Consider the following 23,754-nt stretch of genomic DNA (forward strand, 5'->3'; position numbering starts at 1 on the left):
AGGGCTGGACCTCCTTCGACAATAAGGCCGATCCTTATTCGCAGGCCGAGATCGATGCCGAGCGGGCGCGTTATGCGGGCCGTGCATCGTCCGTTTAACAGATCAACTCAACGATAACGAACGGGGCCAGCGTGGCCCCGTTTTTGTAATATAGCGGTAAGCATGTGCGATGGCGGTGTCGCGATGAGTTCATCCGATTATTTTTGATTATCTTGAATGGCTTCGCGATCTAAACAATATTCGACTGCGGGTTCGTCACACTTCAATTCTCACCGGAATGGCCTTTGAGGCCGGTGTTTTCGACATCTCGTCATGATGATGTATGGCATTGAGGAGGTTCGCCTCGGGATAATAGGCCGCGATCGTGCCCGTTGGCAGATTGTGCGGGGTCACCACAAGCCCCCGGAGCTCCCGGCGCACTCCGTCCTCGAAATCGCTAACCAGCTTGACAACCTGACCTTCGACCAGACCCGCCATGTCGATGTCCGATTGGCTCATTAAAACAACGTCGCGCGTGCCTTCGATTCCCCGAAAACGGTCGGAATATCCATAGATCGTCGTGTTGAACTGGTCGTTGGAACGGATCGTGACCAGGCGGAAACGACCATCGGCATTGCCGAAGGACAAAGCGTTTAACTGTTTGGGTGTTGTAAAAACTGCTTTTCTTGCCTCCGTCTTCCAGATGCGGTTGTGGGCGTCATTCCCCCGGTAAAATCCACCTGGCTCAAACATGCGGGCGTTGTAGTCCTTGAAGTCCTCTGGGTAGGTCTTCTGGATCAGCTCACGCACAAGGCTATAGTCGCCGAGCCACTCGTCCCATTTCAGTTTCGGGTTTGCGGCAAGCGTTGCCTTCGCAATGCCCACAACAATGGCGAGTTCACTTTTCAGATGTTTCGAGGCCGGCGTTCTTTTGCCGATCGATCCGGAGATATGCGAGAAGCTGTCTTCCGTGGAGACCGACTGCGGCCCCGATGCCTGAGCATCGATCTCGGCACGCGAGAGGCACGGCAAGATATAGGCCTGCTTGCCGGGAAACAGATGACTGCGATTGAGCTTGGTGGAGACGATGACGGTCAGATCCTGGCTCGCCCAGGCCCGCTCCATGTCTTTCTGGTCCGGGACGGCCCGGACCAGATTACCGCCGAGCGAGATGAATGCCTTGATCTTTCCGGCCATCAGGCCCTTTACCGCATCGACGATCGTCGTCCCGTCTTCCATTGGGGGATCGAAGTCGAACAATTCCTTTAACTTGTCCATCGGGATCAGTTTCGTCTTTTCGGCGATACCGACCGTGCGCTGACCCTGAACGTTGGAATGCCCGCGCACCGGGCAGCAGCCAGCGCCTTCGCGGCCGATGTTGCCGCGCAGCAGCAGGAGGTTGACCAGCATGCCGACATTCAGTGCACCCTGAGAATGCTGGGTCAAGCCCATTCCATAGACGCCGATGACCCGTTCCGCACCGATATAAATCTCTCCGGCGCGTCGAATGGCGTCCTGGGTCAAGCCGCTTTCTCGTTCGATCTCGGCCCAACCTGTGGCTTTGACAAGAGCGATGAACGTATCGAAGCCGGCCGTGTGCTTGTCGATGAATGCAACGTCGATGACCCGCGTCGATCCTTCGGCGCGTGCCCTGTCGTCTGCTTCGACGACAACCTTGCAGAGCCCGAGGATGGCGGCAATGTCGCCGCCGGCCTGAACCTGAAGATACTCGTCGGATATCTGCGTCTCGTGGCCCGTCAGCATATCGACCGGGCTCTGCGGGTTGATGAAGGAGACCAATCCCTGCTCAACGATGGGATTGAAGGTGACGATGCGTGCTCCGCGCTTCTTGGCTTCCTGAAGCGGATGCAGGAAACGCGGGCTGTTCGATCCCGGGTTTTGGCCGAAGAAGAAAAATGCGTCAGCCTTTTCCAGATCGTCCCAGACGATCGTGCCCACGGGGGAACCGATGACCTTCTGTAGGCCGACGGACGTCGTCTCGTGGCACATGTTGGAGCTTTGCGGCAGATTGTTGTTCCCGTATACCCGTGCCAGCAATGCGTACAGATAGGATGCTTCAAGCCCAGCATGGCCGGACGAATAAAAGACAACGCTTTCCGTCGGAAGGCTCTTCAGCCTTGCGCCGATGTCTTCGAATGCGTCTTCCCACGTGACCTCGACATAACGATCCGTGCCAGCGTCGTATCGAAGCGGATGCGTCAGACGTCCCGTCTGTTCGAGATCGTAGTCTTTCCAACCCTTCAGTTCGGTGACGGTATGATCGTTCCAGAAGTCCGGCGTGCAACGTGCGCTGGTCAGGTCCGAGATCGTCGCCTTCGCCCCGTTCTCGCAAAACTCGAACGGATGGTAGTTGACCGGCTTTGGCCAGGCGCAGGAGACGCACATGAGCCCGCCGGGCTTGTTCTGGCGAAAGAGTGTTTCCATCACCGCCGGCGACGGTTTGTTGTCACCGAACATGTGCGCGATCGACTGGACCGAGCCCCAGCCGCCGGCGGGCCCCTCGGATTCCGGGTTCTCGATAATGTCAGCCATGGCAAGGTGCTCCCTCAACAATATGCATCACGGAAAAAGGTGCCACAGATCGGGCACCTCATCAGGCTCTTGATCGATGGCGGGCTATTGCCGCGGCTCGTGGAACGGACAGCCGTTGAACTTTGCCCTGAACTCGGCGGAGTGCTGGTAGGTCTGTTTGCGGGCGCGGTTGATTCCGCCAAGAGGCCGGTGAGCCGCCAGACCTGTCCAGACGCTGAAGCGCATCTCCTCGTCGACCTTCTGGACCTTGGCATCGCTCCAGCTGTCCTGCGGTGCAGCGGAAATCGTCGCAACCGTCATGAACGGTGCGTCATCTTCCTTCCACTCCACGGTCGGGTCTTCGATCGGCTGCGCCTCGACGTCGCGACAGAGCTGAACCTGGAATTCCCACTCGGCGCGGGTATCCTGCATCTCGGCCCGCACAGTCTCCCGGATCGCGTCGTCGCGGACGCTGGCATCGATCTGTGTCCCTGTCCGCTTGGTCAAATCCGGCGAGACGGGCTTCACCCTGAACTTGGCGATGTGATCGCCATAGCGGAACGGCGTAACGCTGAAATAGGTCTCTCCCAACGGATCGACATTTGGAGCGCCGCCCAGTCCCTGTATCGTCGGGCTGGAGATGCCGACGGCTTCGAGCCCCTTGTTGACGGTCTGAAGCACGCTCGACAAGACTTCCTTCGTCCCTTCCATCTTGTCGGTGGTTCGCGCGAGAAGCTTGACGCTAGAAAGGAATTTTTCCGGGTTTGGTGACTGAAAAACCGGGCCGTTGACCATCACGAAGTCCTGCGTGTCGCCATCCGCATCCGGCAGGCGGGGTCCCTCCGCACCAACGATCTTGATGGCGAGCCCTCTGGGAAGGGCGATAGCGTCCGGCAGAATATCCCCAGCATTGGTGGAGAGGCGCATGTAGACTGCGTGTTGACCCGGTTTTTCAAACAGCCCTTGGGCCAGTTCTGGAGGCAGTCCATCCTTGACCGTCATGAGGGCCTCGATGATGCCATGAGCCTTCGCATGGACGGATCGTACGGCGTGGCCGTAATCTTTGGACGTCTTTTCCAGGATAATATCAAATTGGTCGATGAGCCCGGATACCGTCTCCTGCTCGTCTGGCCTGATGTCTTCGACATCAGGGGAATAGCGGACGGGTAAGGCAAGTGTCATATGGGCCTCCATGGAAAGGCTGAAAACGCCACGGCGACACATAAAGTTCCTCAGTGACAGATCATCCGTACATGTTGGCGCGTTTGAACTATCAAAGGAGCCTATCGACGTTTAAATCGTCCTAGCCCGTTAACGAACCGCAGTCGGATCGGGCTGACGATCAGGCATCTCTATGCATGACGCACAGTTTTCGAAATTCGCATGAGCTACGCGCGTCCACTCCTGGGGCCGCCTCTCTGCTTTCTCCTGAGAGCCGCGGTTGCCACTCGTCAATGCCGTGGGCAATGCCATAGAAATAGGGGCCTGACTTTTCTGCCAGTCAGATCTCGCCCGCCCAACGGACCTTTCACGGGGTCGGCGCCACTCTCGTCTCGGGTCATTGACCTTAGAAGGCGGCCCTCAATGCGGCCTCAGGTTGAGTTTGCGTAGGTCGTACATGGCTGACACTCTATCCCCCGATCGTTCCAAGCGTGATTTCGACTAGACGTCCGAGCCGAGCAGCGAAGCAGACTTCACTTTCAGAGGCAGGTGACGATCGGCGCCGGCGGTTTGCTGAGCACTCCGACACCAGGTGACGCGGTTCCGAAATCCGATTGTCGCCTATCGCTAGAAGGCATCGTTTCGAAGGAGGCCGACGCGCCTTGTCAGTCCGGCCGCTCGGAGACCTGGGCGAAATCGAAAAGCTGCGCAGGCCATGAAGTGGTGATTGGCGCCTACCCACTGCAGGTCAACTGTGTAAACGCCGCGCAAACGACGTCTTGTTTTTTTTAAAGAAAATCAGACTCGAAGATTACTAAAGAGGATCAGCAAAATCCGTTGAGTTTCAGTATCTTGTACGCGTCGATAGACGCTCGGAGTTCATCCTCGGAACTGCGGCTCCCGTCATTGGCATCAGGGTGGTGCATCTTGAGCCTGTCCTTGTAGCGGCTCCTGATTTCCGTGGCTGTCGCCTCCGGAGAAAGACCCAGAGTCTCGAACGCCTTTGCTTCGAGCACCTTCAGTTTTCTTGCCTGCGAAAACGCGTCCTTTGGCTGTCTTGGCATGGCGGCTCTGCGAGCGTTCAGCGTCTTTGCCGTACCTGAACGAACTGCGGACGGCATGGGAATCTCTGTTTTCTCACTCACCCTAGTTCCCCAGGTCGGGCGAGCACCGATTATTGCCTCTTTCTGATAACGGGCAACGTCAGCATTGGACGGTGCCGCCGTAAAGCTGTAACCCTTGTTGTATTCTTTCACATGCTCAAGACAGAACAAGAGGTAGAGGCCCTCGGCGCCAGGCCCCACAGGTGCGCGATGCGCGCCTTTGTCTTCGCATCCGTCCCATTGGCATCTCGGGCCGTTGGGTTGGCTCGCGGGAGCGGACTTCCTGCGAGCAGATCGAAGCCCGACGAATATTTTCGAATCATGCGTCATCGCGTCTATATGGACGCAAGGAAGCGTCCGGGCAATATTGATCGGTGTTCGCCTTGGCGACCACACTATGCTTCCGGTTTTGGAGTTCCAGCCCATGACATCTTCTGTGCCGCCTGTCAGCGAGTTGTACAGGTCGGCCAACGAGATTTCGACGGTCTCGATTCTTGAACACCATCATCTGACCGAGCGCGCTGCGCGGACGATTGCGTAGCAGCGGATGCAACTCAAAACAATTGGTGAGTTCCTCTCCGTACCGTTTGGTTTTGTCGCGGGTCTGGAGTCGGTTTTGCCGCGCATCAAAGACATGCATCACCAGCTGATGACTATCCTGCTCGAATTGGCTGACGAGATTCGAACGGGATATTGTTTTCGAACAGGACTTTTTGAAATCCAGAACAAAGATGCCAATCTCCATCGCGGATGGGATGCGTGTGGTTCGCATGATGCGGGCGTGGAGAGTGTGCAAACATCGGCGGGACATGATGGCTTCCGCTACCGAACGCAATGATAATCACCGCTAACACCAAACCGCCCGGAAGGTTAGGGCCGAAGCTGCGAAGCAAGACAGGACCGGCGGCCGCCTGGAAGACCAAGGCCCGAGCTTCAGGAGGAAGGACCTATCGTCGCCTGACTTTGGTGGCGCCGGAATTTCAGTGAGGGGCAACAAGCGGCTCCGGATCAACAGCGATGGTGTCGAGAATCCGACCCGCTGTTTGCGAGTCAAATATTGCGGCGCGTGAGTTTGACTTCCAAAGGGCCGTTGTGGCTCAACGTTCGAAACCGCACGACCTGTTGCTTGAGTGTCATGCCGTTTTCGCGGTTTTCCAGCACATGTTCGACGATATCGTTAGTCTGTTCGGCTTCGTCCCTCACGGTGAGAAGCTTAGGTCGTTCGGCCGACTGCCGATCCGTCACGGGTTTTTGGTAAAGCGCTCACGGGCGAAATCAATGACGCCGTTGGCCGCAGATAGTATAGTTGCGATCGAGTGTGATCACATCGGCTGCGGGACTGAACTCGTTCGGAAAGTCGAGAATGTTGTGGATGGTCGCAACGCGGAATGAATAAATCGACTGGGCATCGTCATGAACCACGGTAAGGCCGGGCCCGCCCAGTTTCAACGCCATCAGCACCGATGACTGCAGTCGATTGGTATCCTGATACTCTTCGACCAGAATATGGTCGAACCGGTTGCCGATATCATCGGCAACGTCGGGATGGCTAACCATCTGCGCCCAATAGAGCAGGAGGTCATCGTAATCGAGAACGTTTTGGGCTTGCTTGGCGTCGACATAGGCGGAAAACAGGGTCTTCAGCTGTTCCTCCCAGCGTTGACCCACGCAAAATTGTGGCGCAGTACGTCGTTCAAAGAGGTCTGTGAGTTCACGGCGCGCGAATGGATTGCGAGACATGTCCCCTTGGTCGGAAAGCGCCTGTCGGCTTCTGAAAACCCAAGCTCATGCCGAACGAGATTCATCAGGTCGGCAGTGTCCTCGCGGTCGTGAATGGTGAAATCGACATTGAGTCCAATCTGCTCGGCATACATCCGAAGCAGCCGCGCGCCGATGCCATGAAATGTTCCAGACCATGCCAGCGCATCCGTCATGATTCCGGACTTGGCGTCGAGCCCCTGGCCGCAGATACGTTCGACGCGACGGGCCATTTCCGACGCGGCCCGACGGTAAAGGTCATCAGCAACATACGTCGCCAAGCCTGAGCGGTGGACGGATGACCCCCTGTATCGCACGAAGGTGCACGACGCCTTCCGAGACCTAGTTGATCGAGGCTAGACGGATGCACTGCGCGAGATGCCGGAGACCGTATCGGCACGTTCTGGGACTGTTTCCGGAACGCCTTGGGCGCGATGCGGGCTTGAGGCTCGACCATTTCCTCCTCAGCCCGACGTTGTCAAGCGATTGAAAAAGGCTGAGGTCGACAAGCGTGTGCGCGGCTGGGAGCACGCCAGCGATCACGCTCTGGCGTGGATTGAGCTATCCGACAAGCAGATCAAACGGAGAAAACGGAAAGAGCATTACCTAACGGGACGAACCGCGCGGTGGCTTGGAAGGCATGCTGTGTCAGGCGATCATTTTCGGAGCCAAGCACGCCGATGTTTCAAGGTCGCGATCGAAGAAAACGAGCGTTTGCGGATTGCGAATGAACATGATCCCGACCCGGCAGACCATGCCTCGGATGACACTGTTGAAGAGCCGGCAAATGATTGGTCAGCGGCAATCACCTGAGTAAGCCACCGAAAATTTTCTCGCGATATGTCTAAGCGGGTCGAGGATTCGGTGTGATCCAATCGCATTTTGTCGCGCGAACATGCATGTCGGCATATACTGAAAGGCAGTTTTTCACTAGTTAGCGTTCAGCACATGAGGTGCGTCGCGTTTCCATGACGGGCCGGTTATAAGTATAAGCGTCTAGAAATGCGTCATACAATGCGGTATCGCTATTGAGATTATGTCTCACAAAGGGCTGGACTGAAACACCGGTATCGCATATTTCCGAACCTTCTCTCGACGGCGGACTGTCGATGAGCATCCTGTCGTCACCTAGGGTCGTTAAAATTGAAAAAAGTCCAACGCAGTTTCGCCGTTGAATATAAAAACGGTCGGCGAAAATCAGATGCGAGGTCAACCTCTATTTGGGGAAATATGGATCTCAAGTCTGTGGCCCTCGCGTTGGAGGAAGAGACGATGCTCCTGCCGAATAACCAGCTTGAGAGACCATTCGATGGCGAAATTTCTCTCTCAAGCGCTGGGCCAGCAGTGTCTGTCTTGACACCGCCGATTGGGCAGAACAAAACTGCGGCAGTGATAAAGGAGACGACAATGGCTGACGAAATCGATACAATCACGACGGAAGCGCCGGCCGTAGCAGAGACGTCTGTTGCACCAAAAAAGCAACGCAAACCTCGAGCGGCAAAGGTACCCCCGGAAGCAGTATCGGTTGACGTTGTAACGGATCCGTCCATTGTATCTGGCAAGCAGAAGCGCGGACGAAAAGTGAAGTCCGTTGACACCGTTGGGATTGGAAAGCGTGCGGCTGTGAAACGCTCTCCAAAGGCCGTTGAATCAGCGCCGGGCGAGCCGACGCCTGCTGAGGCTGCAGGCGATGAGATGACAGACATCTTGCAGCTGGAAGAGGAAAACCAACGGCTCCGCAAACAACTGGCAGAAAGACTTCGGGCCGAAAACGCCGACCTGCGCAAGCGGCTGAAGCTCGACTGAAAGAGTACGCGGCCAATCGCCGACCGTATTTGTGTGTTAAGCAAGACAGTGTTTTGGCGACAGCCGTGACTTCTGTCGGACCATAAGCACTCAAACCACATGCGGAAAGTAACGCGAGGTCGAAGTGATGGCGTCACCCTGGAAGTTTCTTACCCGGCTTGTCTCACCGCGACGGCAGCGAGAGCAGGATGGTGCCGCGATCGGCGTCGAGCCGGACGCCGCGGCGATCGCGGAGCAGACGGGCACCCCTGTCGGGGAGAGCGTCGATCAGCCAATGCGCGAAAATCCGACGCGCTTTGTCGAAACAGACGGGGCGGTAGAGCCCGAGCCGCCGTTACAAACTGGCGGCGCCGGCCGTGACGCGGCGCAAAGTAATAGTGATGCGGGAACCTCTGAGCCTGCGACACACGGTATCAGCGCCACAATCGCGCCCGCCCCTCCTAGGGGAAAACGGAGTGCTAAAGCTGCGCTGCGCCAGAGAAGAGGTCTTGCCAAGAAGATTGCCACGGTTGGCGGGCGCTCGCAACGAGCTGAAGCCGCCCCCAAAATTTCTGGCGAGATCAGACTGGATCAAGAGATCAAGATGCTTCGAATTGAACTGATAGGTAAACTGAGGCTGCAGAATGCCCAATTGAAAAAAATGTTGGAGCGCTTCGAAGATTAAGAAGGGGCTGGTCTCTGGGCCACTGCGCACGCGTGGCGCGGTAGATCCAGTGTTCAACAGGAATCGAAATTATATATGCTGGCGAATGCGCACTTGCGACGTACGAGCGATTCACGCAGAGCGAAGTGACGAGCAGAGGACACGTGCGAAGGGCCACGGGTGGTGTGCGCCGCCTTCGGTGCTTGATATATTCTTCATGGCTTGCCGCTTCAGCGTATGGCGCCAACTACTCCCGGACCAAGTGCATTGCCCACAGATGAAGCTTACGCGCTTACCGTCGCGAGCCCATCTTCTTCATTTGGATGGTTTGAATTCAACCAGGAATGACTTGAGCTCGATCTCGCGAACACGCCTGGCGGCTTCATCTGGGCTCATCCAGTCCAGTCGCCGTTCGCCGCGCTCCTTGAATTTGTCGCTGGTTTTCAAGACCTCGATTTCAAATATGTCGACGATGCACGGGGCAACATCTCCGTCATCAAGAATCTTGAGATAAGTGTATCTCCCGGCCGCGGTCTTTGGTCCACGGCCACGCACACCGGCTTCCTCCCACGCTTCAACCGCAGCGGCTTGATGAGGCTTTTTCCCTTTTATCGGCCAGCCTTTGGGGATAATCCATCGTTGACTGTCACGCGAGGTGACGAGCAGCACTTCAAACTCTGGCCCTTGATTTTTGTACCGGAAGCAAAGAGCTCCGTACTGCTGCCGAAAGGAGCCTGAAAACAGCTTTGCGGGGTTGGCCGCGAGCTGCTGCAGGAGTGGCTTTGATTTACTGCGATCTGACTTTTGGTCTGTTTTATTTGGCGCCATCAGAAAGAGATAATCCGGGTTAGATTGATACTCAACGTCTGGCTTATTTCCAAATTGTCTCAAAGAGAGATAAAAAATCGCCCGTACATCTGTTCATTCGATGCATCCAACATATCGGCCCTCGCCGTTTGGGGATGTGCATCTATATCCCGCTAAGGAGTAATGTTGGCAAAGGGAATCTCATGATCGATCAATTGGCGGCAATTGGACTGTCGTTTAACGTTGTTCCCCACCTTGGGGCTCTTGTTGCGGCCTATCTGCTAGCTTTGCCCATCGGTTGGGATCGTGAAAAGAGCGAACGGAGCGCCGGACTTCGCACCTTCCCGCTTGTCGCCATTGCGAGCTGTGGCTTCATTCAAGCCACCGAACACCTTACTGCCGGCAGCCCGGAGGCCACCGCCCGGATCGTCGAGGGCCTGATCACGGGGATGGGGTTCATCGGCGGCGGCGCAATCCTTGTTGTGAAAAACAACGTCAAAGGTACCGCAACTGCCGCAAGTCTTTGGGCGACCGGAGCGGTTGGCACCGCGGTTGGCCTGGGCTCGTACGACATAGCAGTGGTTTTGTCCGTCATGACGTTTTTTACCCTGCGGATCATGACAAACTTGAAGCCCGACGCACCACGCGACGAGCAAACCCGATAAGAAGGCCGCGTCGGTTATCTCGCGGATTTGCTGACGTCAGTCATGGAAACCGATTGGCTCAAGATCAAATTCGTCCATCAAAGGAATGTCGGTTTCGGTACCGAGGTCAAACGCGAGGCAGCTTACAAGACTGAACCTTTCCAAGGAGTCATCACAGCGGTCCGGCTTGAGCGCGTTTCACAGGTCTCACGGAATGTTGTCATAGCATGCAGGCCGCCAATGCGAGTAACCTTCATCCCGAAACGTCGCATGTGCCGTCGCCCACGGCGCAGCGCCGTGTTAAGATCCTTGCCATCTTGTCAAGATAGACAGCATGATGAAGCTGTCACCGCGGATCGCCCTGAACTCTTCCATCGTATTGCAGGGTTGTTCGAGAGCGAATGGTATTTCCAAGCATTTCCACAAGCTCAAGGGTGTCACGGCTGGTCAGAGCGGTTGCCAACGACCAGCTCCCAGACCTTTTTGACGACGGCGATATCTACCTCTACTGGTTGGCCGCCGCCGACTGTGATCTACGTGGGTACCCTCGCTAGCCCGCTCATAGATCGAGAGCCCGATTAGTCGAAAGAACATCAGTGACGGCGGCCCTCAGGCCGCCTTCCGTTCCGCGTCGTGTGGAATTTCCACATCAACGAACAGGGTGGACACGGGGATACCCCGTTCCAATTTAACGCTGACTTTTTCAGCGTCGACTTCCATATGCTTGGAGATCGCGCGCAAAATTTCATCGCGCAACTTCGTTACCAGCTCAGAATCGCCTGTCGAGGCACGGTCATGGGCTAGCAGAACCTGAAGCCGCTCACGTGCCGCTGCGCCGGACTGCTGGCGTGTAAACATCCGAAGCAAATTCATGCAGCTCTCCTTCCGAAGATCTTGCCGAAAAGCCCTCTCTTGTCGCCCGGAATAACGATCGGCAACGCTTCACCCTTAAGCCGCCGAGCAGCTTCAAAGTATGCGATAGCCGGGGCACTGCGGCCGTCAGCCAAGGTAACGGGAGAGCCCACATTGGAAGCGCGCAATACGTCCGTACTTTCGGGGATAATTCCGAGCAGTGGAATGGAAAGTATTTCCAGCACATCGTCGACCTTCAGCATATCACCGCGTTCGGCACGGGCGGAATCGTATCGAGTCAGAAGGAGATGCTTTTCGATCGTCTCGCCGTTTTCCGCCCGTAACGTCTTGGAATCAAGGAGCCCAATGATTCGATCGGAATCGCGGACTGAAGAAACTTCCGGATTGGTGACGACGATAGCCATATCGGCGTGACGCATGGCCAATGTCGCACCGCGCTCGATGCCGGCGGGGCTGTCGCAGATAACCCAGTCAAACGCACTTTTAAGTGCAGTGATGACCTTTTCGACGCCTTCTGGTGTCAGGTTATCCTTATCGCGAGTTTGAGACGCGGGGAGCAAGAACAACGTCTCGACACGCTTGTCACGGATCAAAGCCTGCGTCAGCTTCGCTTCACCTTGGATGACGTTCACGAGATCGTAAACCACGCGCCTTTCGGCACCCATAACGAGATCGAGATTGCGAAGGCCAACATCGAAATCGACAACCACGACCTTCGCGCCATTTTGTGCGAGCGCGGCACCCAGCGCGGCCGTTGACGTCGTTTTGCCAACACCACCTTTGCCAGAGGTGACGACTATGACCTTGCCCATAACATCTCCATTCGTTTCTAAAACCATTGCGTTCAAACGATCTCGGCTACTTTAATTGTTTCGCGTTCAAGCCAGATCTGGACCGGCTTCCCGCGCAAACTCGGCTCCAGATCTTCGGCCGTCAGATAAAAACCGTCGATCGCGATGAGTTCGGCGTCGAGCTTCCTGCAGAAGATCCGCGCTGTGGAGTTCCCCATCGTTCCTGCCATCGCGCGGCCGCGCAACGCCCCATACACATGGATCGAACCGCCAGCAATCACCTCAGAGCCCGATGCGACCGAACCGATGATGGTGACGTCCCCCTCGGCATAGTGAAGCGATTGACCGGAGCGAACCGGCTGGTTGACGAAAATAGACCCCCACGCTTTTGGCGCTGCTGATACTGTTGTGACGGAATGGGCGGCCACGGTCGGAGCCGATGTCTCATCGACCGCTGGAACTTCAATGTCGGAGGCCGCACGTCCATCCAGTAAGGGCGGTGGGAGATCGGGGGCGAGCATCGAACCCTTCGCACCCTCGATTCCGATGATCCGTACCTTGCGAAGCGCGAGGTTGTTCACAAGCTCGCGGAGCTCGTCCAGCCCGATCTCCAGATTGGCCAGGTCGAGTACGATCGGCCGCCGCAGGAAGAAGCCTGCGGATCTCGCGGCAAGATTATCCAGCTGCACCAACCAATCATCGAGGGGAAGTTCAGGGCTCAAAGCAAGTGCGAGGAAGGACCTTCCCTTGAGACGAACCGGGCGGGGCTGTGTTAACACATCGTTCAACTTTGTTAATTTCGGGTTACATGGCTGTAGCGAGGAAATCGTTAACAAGTGGTTAACGATGCTTCCATCCGCTTCAAAGTCGCCCAAGTAGCTTGCGCGAGGGTGGACGGAGGCGACCGCGCCTGTTGAACGTCGGCCAAGGATGCGATTATGCAGCCGAAACCGAACGTATTAACGAGCCTTTCTCGAGTCGGTAGAGCTCACTGTAAATGGCTGTAGAGCAAAGATTTCAAGCTATGGTGTGACCATAAACTCCGGGCCAAATTGCGAGGTCTTTCCCCCATGGGTTGTTGCAGGCTACTCCAGTCACATCACTTAAGGCAGTCCGATGTTAAAGATCGCCCATCTGCGCCGACGCTTTATCCACGCCACAGCCAGAAGGTGTTTTCGTCTTAATTTTCAGGTGAGATTTCCATCTCCTTGACAAATATTCTTAACCATGGTGAGAACAAACGATGAACATTGAAAAGGAGATCTCAATGATACGCTATCGACAGCATATTGAGTCAGATCAGTCAGAACCGCAGGGAAAGCGACCAAAGGTTGTCCAAGTTGCTATTACGGATACGCATGCCGATGGGCGTTTTAATGAATCTGCCCTCGAGATTGCGTGCCAGCAAAAGGTGGGATCGAATGAAATCGTCACTCATCCTTCCAGTACCTTGATCTTGACCTTAGATCCGAATCCCCCAAGCAGAAAACGCAGACAACCTGGACGAAAGATGAAAACCAAGGTCGACGCGGTGTCTGAAGTGACAATGCCGCTTTTGAAAGGACTGACCGGATGAGTCTTGGATTTGTGCCATCTATCGCGGCTAGCCGGTCTGCCCCTGAAGAGTGATCCTCTTGAAATATGGTTTTTGAGCCTCAGAGGAGCATTGAAATGATTGCGTCGGAGAGATGGGAGTGCCGGGTCTTAGGTCAGCATCGTTCCGTCCAGCGCACGATCGACAAGACCGCGGACGATTAAGAGGCGCTGACCCGCCGACATCACGGCGCTCGCCCTCCAGTATGGCTGCGGGATGCTGCACCACGCTACTGGATCGTGAACGTCAAGCAGGTCGAGCGCATCTGACGACGGGAGGCTAAATGTTCTTCACAGGTAACGCAGGCGCGTCAGCTGTGGTTGAACGACAGGTCGTGTATCCGGTTCGGCCGGCGTACCCAACCATGTCTGGTTCTACGACTTCTTTGAGGATCGTGCGCATACAGCAGCGACTGAGGGATTTCTCGATCCGGTTGCGTTCAAGGATCAGGCCTCGCGCCTGGCCAACAATCGCGCGGAACATACTGATCGCGACGGCGTCTTCGGCTGTAGGCCGCTCTACCGATGAGCAGGCTGTCTCGAAGATATTACTGCTCAATCGTGTTTTTGAGATTTTTCGGCCAAAGAGCGACCACGCTTCCGCAGCGAACGCCTCGCGTCGGGTGAAGTCATGCTGGTAGGTGTCGGGATGCGTTCGATCGAAGGCAAAATCCAGTCCTACCGGCTATTGCCAGCAAGGTGGGCGATCTAGGGAAACAGAGCAGCGCGCGTGCCGTCGGATGGCAATGCGCGGATATGGCTCATGGAACTGCTGGAGAATGCCCCAGAGTGAGCGCACGGAACTTCCTGATCCCACCGTGGTTCATTGATTTCCCGGAGAAGGCGAGGGTGAAGGAAGCTGGCAATTGGCAACATATCTATTTCGATGCCCAGCTTATGGTTGCGGGGACGAGACCAGCGACGCTGCCGTCGATTTGCTCGGCGATCGTTTCTCAATTCAGCTGCATGTTATGAAGATTGAGGAACGTCGTCGTCGCGCTAAGGAACTGGCGGGACGTTTGGCTTTATTCGGAGGCACTCGGCCGCGAGCCACCGGCTCGATGAGGGTGTCCAGGTTGACATCTGTGAACGCATATTTTGAAAGGAAACTCTGTGACGCTCAAGGCTTTGGCTTTTAATAGCACTCTGAAATCTTCCGCGTCCTCGGATCAGTCGTCGACAGGCAAGCTGCTTGAACTGATCGCTGAGGAATTTATGCAATACGACGTTGAAACCGAAACGCTCCGGCTCGCCGATCACGACATCAAACCGGGCGTAACCTCGGACGAAGGTGACGGGGATGCGTGGCCAAAGATCCGTGAGAAAGTGCTTGAGGCCGATATTTTGGTGATAGGAACGCCGATCTGGTTGGGACAGCCATCGAGCGTCTGCAAGCGGGCGCTCGAACGCATGGACGCGTTTTTGGAAGAAACCGACGATCAGGGGCGCATGGTTTCCTACGGCAAGATCGCGGCGGTCGCGATTGTCGGCAACGAGGATGGCGCCCATCATGTCTCGGCCGAAGTCTATCAAGCCCTCAATGATGTCGGCTTCACTATCCCCGCCAATGCCGTCGCGTATTGGGTCGGGGAAGCGATGGGCTCGACAAACTTCGTCGACCTCGTTGAGACGCCTAAAGAGGTCGAGAAGATGATAGCCATGCTGGCCCGCAACACCGCGCATCTCGCCGGCCTTCTGAAGCATTCTCAATATCCGGGCGAGGGAACGTGAATATGCAGGCAGCAAGTTTGGCAAAGAGGAAAGCGGAGATTATGTGAACTGTCGACGCACCGGATCGCATTCTGATTGGTGTACCGGAATCACAAAACAAATAGGTCGATCTGTCCGTCATCGAATGGTTTGGGACTTATTGGACTATCGAAAATTGGACTATCCGGCTCCGTCTGCGGGTCAAGTTGCGCTGCAGTTCTCTGATGGTTCAAGCGCTCTGTTTGATGATCTGTGGTTTGATCCTTTCGCGTTCGAGCAGGATGGTCTGGCCGCGCCCGACGTGGACCTGGGTCGGGGTGGTAGTGATGATGGTAAATGCTCGATGAAGGCTGCGACCTGAGCTTCAAGGTCTTCCTGGAAGAAGTAGCTCTCAAGAAGGATGCGATTCTTGAGCCTCTGATGCCAGCGTTCGATCTTGCCTTTCGTCTGGGGGTGGCCGGGAGCGCCATAGACCTGTTCGATCTTCAGGAAACGATCATGCCAGCGATAGAAGGTCGGCCGGGGGATACCAACCTTCAAGTGGTTGCCTAGCTGGCAGATGGGACTGCTTGACAAGGCGGATGATCTCAAGTCCCCCATGCCCGATCATGCATTTTTGAGCACGCGGCTTTCCAGGAAAACGTCGGCCCGCGCTTCCTTCAGGTCGTGACTTTCACGGCGCACCACCCCTGCTCGTCGGTTGTCACAGAGCAGAGGTGGTGTCGCCCGAAGGGCGTTTCTTGCCCGCTCAGAGGAATTGCATCGACCAGCTACAATACAGGCTCTCAGCGATCCCTTCAGGGCCGCAGATCGCAACAATGCTGTCCTCGCCCCCCAAACCGTCTTGCACGCCGCGGACTTTTCCTTCCGCGGAATGGTGCTTGCCTGGCGTGCGAATGTCCTTGATTGCCTGTTCGGTCGCCGGTTTCTGCTACCGGATCTTTGTCTCATTTGCGCTTCTCGTGAGGGAGCTACGTTGAGCCAAAAATCTCTCTTCTCGTTTAATTCAATTCTGTTTCATGGGCGATGTTGCTTTCGGCGTTCACGATCGGCGGGATGCATTTAACGGGTAGGTCGGTTTAAAATCAGAGCTCACCGAGCAGGAGCGACGCAGACCACGGCGACATACGTTGCATCCGGACACTTTCTGTGAAAACCGGAAATCCGAGTGCCTTCAATGTCAGCCTACATGATGCGGACAGCCTTTCTGGTCCAGCGGGTCGGCGGAAGCTAAGGATCCGGACGAACAGTCGGAACAAAAGAAAGACGCTGCTGCGAAGGCCGGCGTTCTAAAAGCACCCTGGCCAGTCAGAATCGGCGGATGGACGTGGGGCAGTCCATCACTGGGAGCCGCGTTGCTGTCGCTCTTCCTTATCACTTCTGTCTTTCACCTACGGTGCAGTGCGGACACGTAGAAAGTAAACCACTGATAGATGGCGGGTCTGCAATGTCGATGAAAGATTATACAGGCATCGCGCAGTTGTGATTCGATCCCTCCAGAACTGGCAGAGCGAATTCCTGTCGAGCGCCGTATTATCGTGTTGTCGATTTTTCTATGCTCCGAAGGCTCGCCCGGCCCAAGTCGGTTGCAGCGCCTCACAGCGATGGGGGGATGGCTCCACATTTTTGCAGGAACCATTCCAGTCTAAGCTAGTTGGGCGCTTGTTATAAAGCTGGAGAGGCACGCACGTGAAGCGCGTCGCGTTGATTACAGGGGCAGAATCTGGAACTGGACGGGCCGCTGCCTTGTTACTCGCGGCAAACAGCCACGCCATCGGAGCCCTCTGGCACAGCGTGGACGAACTCACTGATACAGTCGGGAATATCAAGGAATGCGGGCATGATGCAATCATGCTCAATTCCGATATTTCGGGCGAAAAGGAGATGTGGACGGTTATTGCCGCAGTCGCCGAATGCGATGATCGCATCGATGTGGTGGTTACGAACGCGGGTATCAACGGCGCTTGGGCACCAATCGATGACCTCAGCCTTGAGGAGTGGAACAAGACGTCCTCGGTGAATCTCACTAGAGCTTTCCCGACGATTGCTGCCGACTTTCCATTGTTGAAGGCATCGGGAGGGGGCTCCATCATTGTTGTGTCCTCGATCAACGGGACGAGAACATTCGCGACACCAGGTGCAACCGCATGCACTACGACGACGGCCGGCCAGATCGCGATGGTGCAGCAACTCACCCTCGAAGTTGCGCGCTATCATATTGGCATCATCGCCGTCCGCACTGGGGAGACTCACACAACCATGGAGGCCAACACCTCGTTGAGGCAGGAGGATCAAACGGCGATCCCAGTGATCTGGCTTGACGGACAGGTGGCGATCACCGAGGGCCGCCCAGGTCGAAGCGAAGACGTCGCCGAACTCATAACGTTTCTTGCGGCAGAAAAGGCTCGCCACATCATCAGATCACCGATTTTGGTCGACAGCGGACAGGGGTTACTTCGATGAGCGCCGACATCATTCGGTTTCCAACAACAACGTCCGCACCGCATTGGGGGCCACAGACGCTTCCGGGGGGGCGTCAACGTTTTCAGCTGTGGGCACCTGCGGAGAGGGAAGTCGTTCTCGTTCTCAATGGAACAGACGTTCCCATGGAAAAAAGTCAGGACGGCTGGCATCGAGCCGACATAATCGCTCATTTTGGGGACACATACGCCTTCGCCCTTGAAGACGGGCGTATTGTCGGTGATCCAGCGTCAAGACAACAGGTTGGTCCCCTTGATGGTCTGTCCATTCTCACAGATCCCGGTAGCTACGCGTGGCTCAATAGGGCCTGGTCAGGACGCGCCTGGGAAGAGACGGTCATCTACGAAATTCATGTTGGTACGTTTACGCAGCAAGGGACATTCTTGGCTGCCGTAGAGAAATTGCGGCGCATCGCGGAAATGGGCTTCACCGCTGTTGAGATCATGCCGTTGGCGCATTTTCCTGGAAAACGTGGTTGGGGTTACGACGGCGTCCTTCAGTTTGCGCCGCACAGTGCGTACGGCTCACCTGACGACTTCAAAGCCCTTATAGATGCCGCCCATGGGCTCGGTATGATGGTGTTTCTCGATGTCGTCTACAATCACTTTGGCCCTGAGGGAAACTACCTTGGACAGTATGCTCCCGGTTTCTTTCGACAAGGTGCGTATACGCCCTGGGGCGATGCCATAGCTTACGAAAAGCCGGAAGTCCGCGCCTATTTTATCGAGAACGTGCTCTACTGGTTGCGCGATTTTCGGCTCGATGGCCTAAGATTTGATGCCATCGATCAGATCGAAGACGGCAGCATTGTCCATATCCTTGAAGAGATCGCACAAACGGTCCGTAAGGAAATCATCGACAGGCACGTTCATCTTATTACCGAAAACCCGGCAAACGGAACGGATCTAATGGTCGATCAACCCGGCGGCCGATACTTCAAGGCTGATTGGAACGACGACTTCCATCACGCCCTTCATGTTGCCGTGACGGGTGAGGCTGTCGGCTACTACGAGCCGTTCAAGGACGGCACCTGGGACAAGTTGCGACACAGTATGGCCTATGGATACCTGACCCGAGGCAAAGCGATCGTCAGTCACGATCCGCCGCCGACCGAAGCGTTGCCACCAACCGCGTTCATCCATTTCCTGCAAAACCACGATCAGGTTGGTAACCGTGCCTTGGGCGACAGGTTGCACCTCAATATCGATCGGCACCTCTATCGCGCGCTAACGGAGATGCTGCTGTTGGCTCCACAAATACCGTTGGTCTTTATGGGAGACGACCATCTCTCGTTGCGTCCATTTCATTTCTTCGCAGACTACCGTGGGGATATAGCCGAGGCAATTCGAACAAATCGGCCCAAGGAAGCGGCGAACTTCGGCGGCTTCCCAGAAGGCTCATCGGAAGCGGACATTCCTGATCCGAACGATCTGAACACTTTCTTGGAGAGCACGCTCGACTGGGGCGACGCAGAAAGCGAAGGTGGACGCGCATGGGCGGAGCATGTTCGCTATCTGATCGGATTGCGGCAGCAAAAAATCATCCCGCTTCTGGCCAATGCGCGCGGTTTCGCCGGACGGGTTATAGATGCACCCGAGCGCTGCGTCTATGTCGACTGGGAACTCGGTAGACAATCACTCCAGTTGAGAGCGAACTTTTCCGACGCCGACGTTGCCTTGCCAACTGGCTTGGGAAAGCGGGTTTTTCCGGAAAGCGGCATCGATGCTGTCGATCTGAACAAAGCGTCGGTACAAATCTTCATTCGTTGAAGTCTGATTGAGCAAATCGAGCGATTTCCGCCGACTGTTCGTCCGACGAAGTTTGTGGTTCCTCCGCGAACAGTTCCGTACTGGGCGTTGGGTTTGGATTGAGTTTTTGCTTTCGCCGTTCTTCGCGAACGGCCTGGTAAAGCCGACGCATCTCCGGCATGTCGATCTCGCGACTGACCCATTGCTCCGCCAGTGAGAGGAAGTCCATGTCACTGCCTATTGAGCGACCCGCGATGCCCTCACTGACAATCAACCGCTGGACCGTGGCGCGCCGGCTTTCAATGCTCATAAATACCTCTTACACGAAGAGGCCCGCCGGAGCGGGCCTCTTGCTTCGAATCTGGTTAGCTTATCAAGCAACCTTCTTCTTCGCACCCTTTGGATTCGCCGAAGCTTCGCCAAGCCGGGTGAGCAGTTCGTCGGTGGCGATTTCTTCCTGAAGATTGGCGTCGATAAGGGCAACGGCCTCGGTGTAACCAAGTTGCTCTGCCCAGGATTTTAACGTGCCGTAGCGCGCGATCTCATAGTGCTCCACAGCTTGGGCCGAAGAAATCAGGCCAGCATCGAGCGCGACGGAGCCCTTGTATTCTTCGATGATCTCCTCGCCTTCGGCGATGATGCCCTGAATCGCCTCGCAGGTTTTGCCGCGCGCAGCCTTGCCAATGATTTCGAACACCTGCTGCAGGCGCTCGATCTGGCCGTCGGTTTCATCGCGATGCTTCAAAAACGCCGCCTTGCCTTCATCCGATTGCGCGGCGCGAGCCATTTTCGGGAGTGCCTTAAGGATCTGTTTTTCGGCGAAGTAAATGTCTTTGAGCGTGTCGAGGAACAGATCGTCGAGTGTCTTCTCAGCCATTGTGATTCTCCAATTGGCGGGGTGAATTGAATTGCGCGACTCAACCACGGTTGCGAAAAATTGTTCCCCATCAAATCGCCAGCCTTTCAGCTAATGTCAGTGCGGGAGGCCGTGACGTGACACACCGGGCCAATTGTGCCCCCTGTGCGTCGACATGCAGCGCGTGGTCGCGATAAACAGGCCCGGATATGTTAGCTGGATAGATGTGGTGCTGCGCAAGATATCGTTCTTTGTATTTTTTCAAAGCTCGTGCGTTTCAGCGGATCCCAAGAAGATTATGGCCATGCAGAGCGGGAAGTGATTTCCGGAACTGACAAGCTCTACGTGCGCTGCAACGAATTGGTCGCTTTAAGGAATCTGTTGACGTCGGCAAGTCGCTGGTGGCAGATCGCGGGACCAAAGGCAAGGCGAGGGCTAAGCCGGGGGAGGGCGACAAGGGCGACCATCACACCTCGAAGTGTGGATCTGCCCTGTTGTTCCGAAAAAGCATGCTCTCCAGGAAGTGCTCTTCCCCGCTCGTACCTGGTGGGAGCGCGGTTCCAACCGGCCTGTTCGACCTAGTTGGTCTGTGGTTTGATCGTAGCCCGCAACCTTTTGTAATGTCCATTATGCCTCTCATCAGTAATCCAAGCGGTTCTCCCGGTGCCGAATTTCAGGTGAACTTCTCGAAAATGCTTGTTTCGGCGTCATTTTTGCCATCCTCAGCTTGCGAATGTTTTGCCCTCCGTGTCCTTATCAATGGCGCACGTTGACCTTAGGTGGAGTGTGGCATTTGCGGGCTTTCGCCAAGGAACCCCGGGAGTGACCAAACTGCATTGGCGCGCTTGCAAAGGGGGGCATTTTTGGGCGGTTTGAGTTTTGCTAAACTGGCTTTTATGTCGCTTGTCCTAAATCCGGCAGGGCGTCTTCGAGTGCAATGGAGAGGACGAGACACCTTATAGCGATCCGCGGTGTGATCAGCCACAATGCGGCGCGGCTAGGGGCATCCCGCTTGCTTCTACGAGGGTTGGACCGCTAATGTCCTGCCACCTGGTTTTGAGAGTCGGTCCTGCGTTGGCGGGTGGAAACAAGACTATGGTTGCTGGTGCGGGGTCACATATTCGCAAGCTTGGCCAACGGCTGCGCAACCAGCATCTGCTCGAGGTTAGCCGCTGGCACTGGTCGACCATACAGATAGCCCTGAGCGGATGGACAACCTAGCAACCGAAGCGCCTGCTCCTGTTCTTCTGTCTCAACTCCCTCGGCGATTGTATCGAGGCCAAGCTCCTTGCTCATGATAATCAACGCTTTTGTAATCGCGGCGTCTCCGGGCCTGTTTATGATGTTGGCGATAAATGAGCGGTCAATCTTCAATGTCGTCAAAGGGTATCTCTGAAGAGAACTCAAGGAAGCAAAACCGGTCCCAAAATCATCGAAAGCTATTCCGACACCGGTTTGGCGTAGAGCCGTCAAAACCTCCAAAGACTTGTCATTGTCGTGTAGCGCGATGGTTTCAGTCACCTCCAGTTCGAGCGCGTTTGCGCTGATACCGTGTCGGTTGATCGAACCGGCGACCTTTTCACAGAGATTCGGAGCCCGTAGTTGGGCCGGGAACAGGTTCACTCCGACCTTGATGTCGGGACGGCCAATGGCCCATAGTCGGGCTGCCTCGCTTGACGCTTGATCAAGGGTCCACCAACCGATTTCCAACGCGAGCGCGCTTTGATCCAATGCAGGCAGAAACGCACCGGGAAGAAGGAGGCCCCGGACTGGGTGGTTCCAGCGGATCAGCGCCTCAACGCCGAATACTCGGCCATCTTCAAGATTGATCTGAGGCTGATAGTACAATTCTAACTGGCCATTTCTGAGGGCATGAAGCAACTCGTCCCTCATCAACCGCCGAGTAAGGGTTTCGCTCTTCATCGAGTGGTCGAACATCCGGCACGCTCGACCCCCAGAGGCCTTGGCTTTATAAAGCGCGTAGTCGGCGCATGCGATCAGTTCTTCCTCGTCGCTACCGTGCGCCGGTGCGATCGCGAAACCTACGCTGGCTCCAAGATCGAGCACGTGGCCGGCAACGTCGAACGGGGTCGCGAACGCGTCGACGATGGCTTTCGCCTCCGACTGGGCGGCAATAGGATCGCCGACGTTGGGAAGCAAAATCGCGAACTCGTCGCCACCGAACCGGGCTACCTGGGCATCGCCGCGCAACAGATAGGGGAGCCTGACAGCGACTGCCTGCAAAACGCAATCGCCAGCCGAATGTCCGTGGGTATCGTTGACGTCCTTGAAGCCGTCGAGGTCTAGCATGACGACAGTTAAAGGGCGTTCGGCCTGGAGTTCGTCCCTTATCAAATCGATAAACCTGTGGCGGTTCGGCAAGCCCGTGAGCGTATCTTGGTTCGCCATCCTAAGAAGCTTGCTGTCCCGCTCTCTTCGTTCGGATATATCTTTGATAATGGCACCCGCGCCCATGCCGTTTTCGTCACGCCATACGGATAACGTGATCTCAATCGGAAATTCCGTGCCGTCCTTCTTAATGGCCGAGACTTCGACCGTTTTGCCACCGAGACTCGGCTTCTGGCCGCCCGCCACGCGGTTGAAGCCGCCCGTATGCGCGCCGCGCATACGTTCGGGAATAATGATCGTGACTGGGCACCCGATCATTTCGGCTCGTTCGTACCCAAACAATTTGGCGGCTGACGGGTTAACGAAACGAATTGAACCCGTGCCGTCGATGGAAATGAGCGCCAGATTCGTAGCGCGTGCAAAGCTGACCGCGATCGTGGTATCATTCGCCGACTGGGTAGAATGTGCTGCGCCATCTATCGTCATCGCAGCACGCTGGTCGATATCCGCCCGATTTGTCATTGCGACTCCAAACCCTCTGGCCTTGGTACCAAAATCCAATATACGGCGGAGGTATTAGCAAATCGAAAATCAATACATTCAATAACGAGGTTGCGGGATAAGCGTCTGCCACCTCGAATTCCGGCGAGCATCCGAGGTTGGTTTTCCTGTCCCCAAAGCCCAAACGGCAGGCGCTCCCCGAACAGCGTTCGACACAGTTTCTTAAATAAAACCCCGATCCAGCGGCATTGTCCCTCTAGAAGACGTATTTCAGACAAATGAGAATCCGTCTCCGTACTGGGAACATCTACTGCTCTACGCAGTTGGGCGACATCATCAACGGAGGTTTCGATATGCGCGCACTTTGCTGGCACGGAAAGGGTGACGTTCGCGTGGATACTGTCCCTGATCCGAAAATC

General features: G+C 55.8%; 19 protein-coding genes and 5 pseudogenes. 11 read left to right on the top strand and 13 right to left on the bottom strand.

Going from position 1 to position 23,754, the window contains the following annotated elements; translation table 11 throughout:
- Positions 1-255: 255 nt before the first annotated feature.
- Positions 256-2,532: an FdhF/YdeP family oxidoreductase gene (locus ASG68_RS17910; protein WP_062609944.1), complete on the bottom strand. Its 2,277-nt coding sequence runs from the start codon at positions 2,530-2,532 to the stop codon at positions 256-258.
- 84 nt (positions 2,533-2,616) lie between these two features.
- Positions 2,617-3,693, bottom strand: coding sequence for a catalase family protein (locus ASG68_RS17915; protein ID WP_062601768.1), 1,077 nt, complete (start codon positions 3,691-3,693; stop codon positions 2,617-2,619).
- Positions 3,694-4,199: 506 nt separating this feature from the next.
- Between ASG68_RS17915 and ASG68_RS32500 the strand changes: the two are divergent.
- Positions 4,200-4,410 (top strand): annotated as a pseudogene (locus tag ASG68_RS32500) (hypothetical protein); the annotation flags it as partial.
- 86 nt (positions 4,411-4,496) lie between these two features.
- On the opposite strand, the gene ASG68_RS17920 reads toward ASG68_RS32500, so the two are convergent.
- Complete coding sequence (locus ASG68_RS17920; RefSeq protein ID WP_062601765.1) at positions 4,497-5,105, bottom strand: J domain-containing protein; 609 nt, start codon at positions 5,103-5,105, stop codon at positions 4,497-4,499.
- 217 nt (positions 5,106-5,322) lie between these two features.
- Here ASG68_RS17920 and ASG68_RS17925 point away from each other — a divergent pair, with 217 nt between their 5' ends.
- A complete protein-coding gene (locus ASG68_RS17925) occupies positions 5,323-5,613 on the top strand; it encodes a hypothetical protein (RefSeq protein WP_062601761.1) in 291 nt (96 codons plus the stop codon).
- Between the two features lie 215 nt (positions 5,614-5,828).
- Here ASG68_RS17925 and ASG68_RS17930 read toward each other — a convergent pair.
- A pseudogene (locus tag ASG68_RS17930) lies at positions 5,829-6,810 on the bottom strand (ATP-dependent helicase); the annotation flags it as partial.
- Here ASG68_RS17930 and ASG68_RS32505 point away from each other — a divergent pair.
- From ASG68_RS32505 to ASG68_RS17940, 3 genes and pseudogenes are all read left to right on the top strand, one after another.
- A pseudogene (locus ASG68_RS32505) lies at positions 6,807-7,103 on the top strand (exodeoxyribonuclease III); the annotation flags it as partial. The pseudogenes ASG68_RS17930 and ASG68_RS32505 overlap by 4 nt on opposite strands.
- 573 nt (positions 7,104-7,676) lie before the next feature.
- Positions 7,677-8,339, top strand: coding sequence for a hypothetical protein (locus tag ASG68_RS17935; RefSeq protein ID WP_062601759.1), 663 nt, complete (start codon positions 7,677-7,679; stop codon positions 8,337-8,339).
- A gap of 127 nt (positions 8,340-8,466) precedes the next feature.
- A complete protein-coding gene (locus ASG68_RS17940; RefSeq protein ID WP_062601757.1) occupies positions 8,467-9,003 on the top strand; it encodes a hypothetical protein in 537 nt (178 codons plus the stop codon).
- A gap of 294 nt (positions 9,004-9,297) precedes the next feature.
- On the opposite strand, the gene ASG68_RS17945 is transcribed toward ASG68_RS17940, so the two are convergent.
- Entirely contained in the window at positions 9,298-9,810 is a 513-nt protein-coding gene (locus ASG68_RS17945) for an NUDIX hydrolase (RefSeq protein ID WP_062601754.1), read from the bottom strand.
- Between the two features lie 182 nt (positions 9,811-9,992).
- On the opposite strand from ASG68_RS17945, the gene ASG68_RS17950 reads away from it, so the two are divergent.
- Positions 9,993-10,454: an MgtC/SapB family protein gene (locus ASG68_RS17950; protein ID WP_062582541.1), complete on the top strand. Its 462-nt coding sequence runs from the start codon at positions 9,993-9,995 to the stop codon at positions 10,452-10,454.
- A gap of 588 nt (positions 10,455-11,042) precedes the next feature.
- On the opposite strand, the gene minE is transcribed toward ASG68_RS17950, so the two are convergent.
- From minE to minC, 3 genes are read right to left on the bottom strand one after another with little or no spacing between them, the layout of a single operon-like run.
- Complete coding sequence (gene minE / locus ASG68_RS17955; protein ID WP_062582543.1) at positions 11,043-11,306, bottom strand: cell division topological specificity factor MinE; 264 nt, start codon at positions 11,304-11,306, stop codon at positions 11,043-11,045.
- Positions 11,303-12,118 (bottom strand): septum site-determining protein MinD, encoded by an 816-nt coding sequence (minD, locus tag ASG68_RS17960; RefSeq protein WP_062601752.1) that lies wholly within the window; start codon positions 12,116-12,118, stop codon positions 11,303-11,305. The genes minE and minD overlap by 4 nt, the downstream gene beginning before the upstream one ends.
- Before the next feature lie 32 nt (positions 12,119-12,150).
- Positions 12,151-12,885, bottom strand: coding sequence for a septum site-determining protein MinC (gene minC, locus ASG68_RS17965; RefSeq protein WP_062601750.1), 735 nt, complete (start codon positions 12,883-12,885; stop codon positions 12,151-12,153).
- Positions 12,886-13,340: 455 nt separating this feature from the next.
- Between minC and ASG68_RS17970 the strand changes: the two genes are divergently transcribed.
- A complete protein-coding gene (locus tag ASG68_RS17970) occupies positions 13,341-13,673 on the top strand; it encodes a hypothetical protein (RefSeq protein ID WP_062582550.1) in 333 nt (110 codons plus the stop codon).
- Between the two features lie 1,130 nt (positions 13,674-14,803).
- Positions 14,804-15,421, top strand: a complete 618-nt coding sequence (locus tag ASG68_RS17980) for a flavodoxin family protein (protein WP_062601747.1) — start codon at positions 14,804-14,806, stop codon at positions 15,419-15,421.
- A gap of 188 nt (positions 15,422-15,609) precedes the next feature.
- Here the strand turns inward: ASG68_RS17980 and ASG68_RS30785 are convergent.
- Positions 15,610-16,307: pseudogene (locus ASG68_RS30785) on the bottom strand (integrase core domain-containing protein); the annotation flags it as partial.
- A 367-nt stretch (positions 16,308-16,674) separates the two neighbouring features.
- Between ASG68_RS30785 and ASG68_RS33055 the strand changes: the two are divergent.
- The 3 genes and pseudogenes from ASG68_RS33055 to treZ all read left to right on the top strand — a co-directional run.
- Positions 16,675-16,815 (top strand): annotated as a pseudogene (locus ASG68_RS33055) (hypothetical protein); the annotation flags it as partial.
- A gap of 274 nt (positions 16,816-17,089) precedes the next feature.
- Positions 17,090-17,863: an SDR family NAD(P)-dependent oxidoreductase gene (locus tag ASG68_RS17990; protein ID WP_062582557.1), complete on the top strand. Its 774-nt coding sequence runs from the start codon at positions 17,090-17,092 to the stop codon at positions 17,861-17,863.
- Complete coding sequence (treZ, locus tag ASG68_RS17995) at positions 17,860-19,650, top strand: malto-oligosyltrehalose trehalohydrolase (protein WP_062582559.1); 1,791 nt, start codon at positions 17,860-17,862, stop codon at positions 19,648-19,650. Before ASG68_RS17990 ends, treZ begins: the two co-directional genes overlap by 4 nt.
- Here treZ and ASG68_RS18000 read toward each other — a convergent pair.
- From ASG68_RS18000 to ASG68_RS33060, 4 genes are all read right to left on the bottom strand, one after another.
- Positions 19,640-19,939, bottom strand: coding sequence for a hypothetical protein (locus ASG68_RS18000; protein ID WP_062582562.1), 300 nt, complete (start codon positions 19,937-19,939; stop codon positions 19,640-19,642). The genes treZ and ASG68_RS18000 overlap by 11 nt on opposite strands.
- 63 nt (positions 19,940-20,002) lie before the next feature.
- On the bottom strand, positions 20,003-20,506 hold the full coding sequence (locus tag ASG68_RS18005; RefSeq protein WP_062582564.1) for a ferritin-like domain-containing protein: 504 nt from the start codon (positions 20,504-20,506) through the stop codon (positions 20,003-20,005).
- A gap of 1,092 nt (positions 20,507-21,598) precedes the next feature.
- Positions 21,599-23,356: a putative bifunctional diguanylate cyclase/phosphodiesterase gene (locus tag ASG68_RS18010; RefSeq protein ID WP_062609949.1), complete on the bottom strand. Its 1,758-nt coding sequence runs from the start codon at positions 23,354-23,356 to the stop codon at positions 21,599-21,601.
- Positions 23,353-23,754 (bottom strand): hypothetical protein (locus ASG68_RS33060; RefSeq protein ID WP_413814026.1); only part of this gene is annotated, 402 nt, incomplete at its 5' end. The genes ASG68_RS18010 and ASG68_RS33060, both read right to left, overlap by 4 nt.

The organism is Rhizobium sp. Leaf453 (genome assembly GCF_001425605.1).
Lineage (GTDB): Bacteria > Pseudomonadota > Alphaproteobacteria > Rhizobiales > Rhizobiaceae > Pararhizobium.

Coding starts and splice junctions, on each gene's coding strand:
- minE (WP_062582543.1), bottom strand. CDS start 11,306: ATGAATTTGCTTCGGATGTTTACACGCCAGCAGTCCGGCGCAGCGGCA.
- ASG68_RS17970 (WP_062582550.1), top strand. CDS start 13,341: ATGAACATTGAAAAGGAGATCTCAATGATACGCTATCGACAGCATATT.
- minD (WP_062601752.1), bottom strand. CDS start 12,118: ATGGGCAAGGTCATAGTCGTCACCTCTGGCAAAGGTGGTGTTGGCAAA.
- ASG68_RS17920 (WP_062601765.1), bottom strand. CDS start 5,105: ATGACGCATGATTCGAAAATATTCGTCGGGCTTCGATCTGCTCGCAGG.
- ASG68_RS18000 (WP_062582562.1), bottom strand. CDS start 19,939: ATGAGCATTGAAAGCCGGCGCGCCACGGTCCAGCGGTTGATTGTCAGT.
- ASG68_RS17910 (WP_062609944.1), bottom strand. CDS start 2,532: ATGGCTGACATTATCGAGAACCCGGAATCCGAGGGGCCCGCCGGCGGC.
- ASG68_RS17915 (WP_062601768.1), bottom strand. CDS start 3,693: ATGACACTTGCCTTACCCGTCCGCTATTCCCCTGATGTCGAAGACATC.
- ASG68_RS17950 (WP_062582541.1), top strand. CDS start 9,993: ATGATCGATCAATTGGCGGCAATTGGACTGTCGTTTAACGTTGTTCCC.
- ASG68_RS17945 (WP_062601754.1), bottom strand. CDS start 9,810: ATGGCGCCAAATAAAACAGACCAAAAGTCAGATCGCAGTAAATCAAAG.
- ASG68_RS17925 (WP_062601761.1), top strand. CDS start 5,323: ATGCAACTCAAAACAATTGGTGAGTTCCTCTCCGTACCGTTTGGTTTT.
- treZ (WP_062582559.1), top strand. CDS start 17,860: ATGAGCGCCGACATCATTCGGTTTCCAACAACAACGTCCGCACCGCAT.
- ASG68_RS18010 (WP_062609949.1), bottom strand. CDS start 23,356: ATGACAAATCGGGCGGATATCGACCAGCGTGCTGCGATGACGATAGAT.
- ASG68_RS17940 (WP_062601757.1), top strand. CDS start 8,467: ATGGCGTCACCCTGGAAGTTTCTTACCCGGCTTGTCTCACCGCGACGG.
- ASG68_RS18005 (WP_062582564.1), bottom strand. CDS start 20,506: ATGGCTGAGAAGACACTCGACGATCTGTTCCTCGACACGCTCAAAGAC.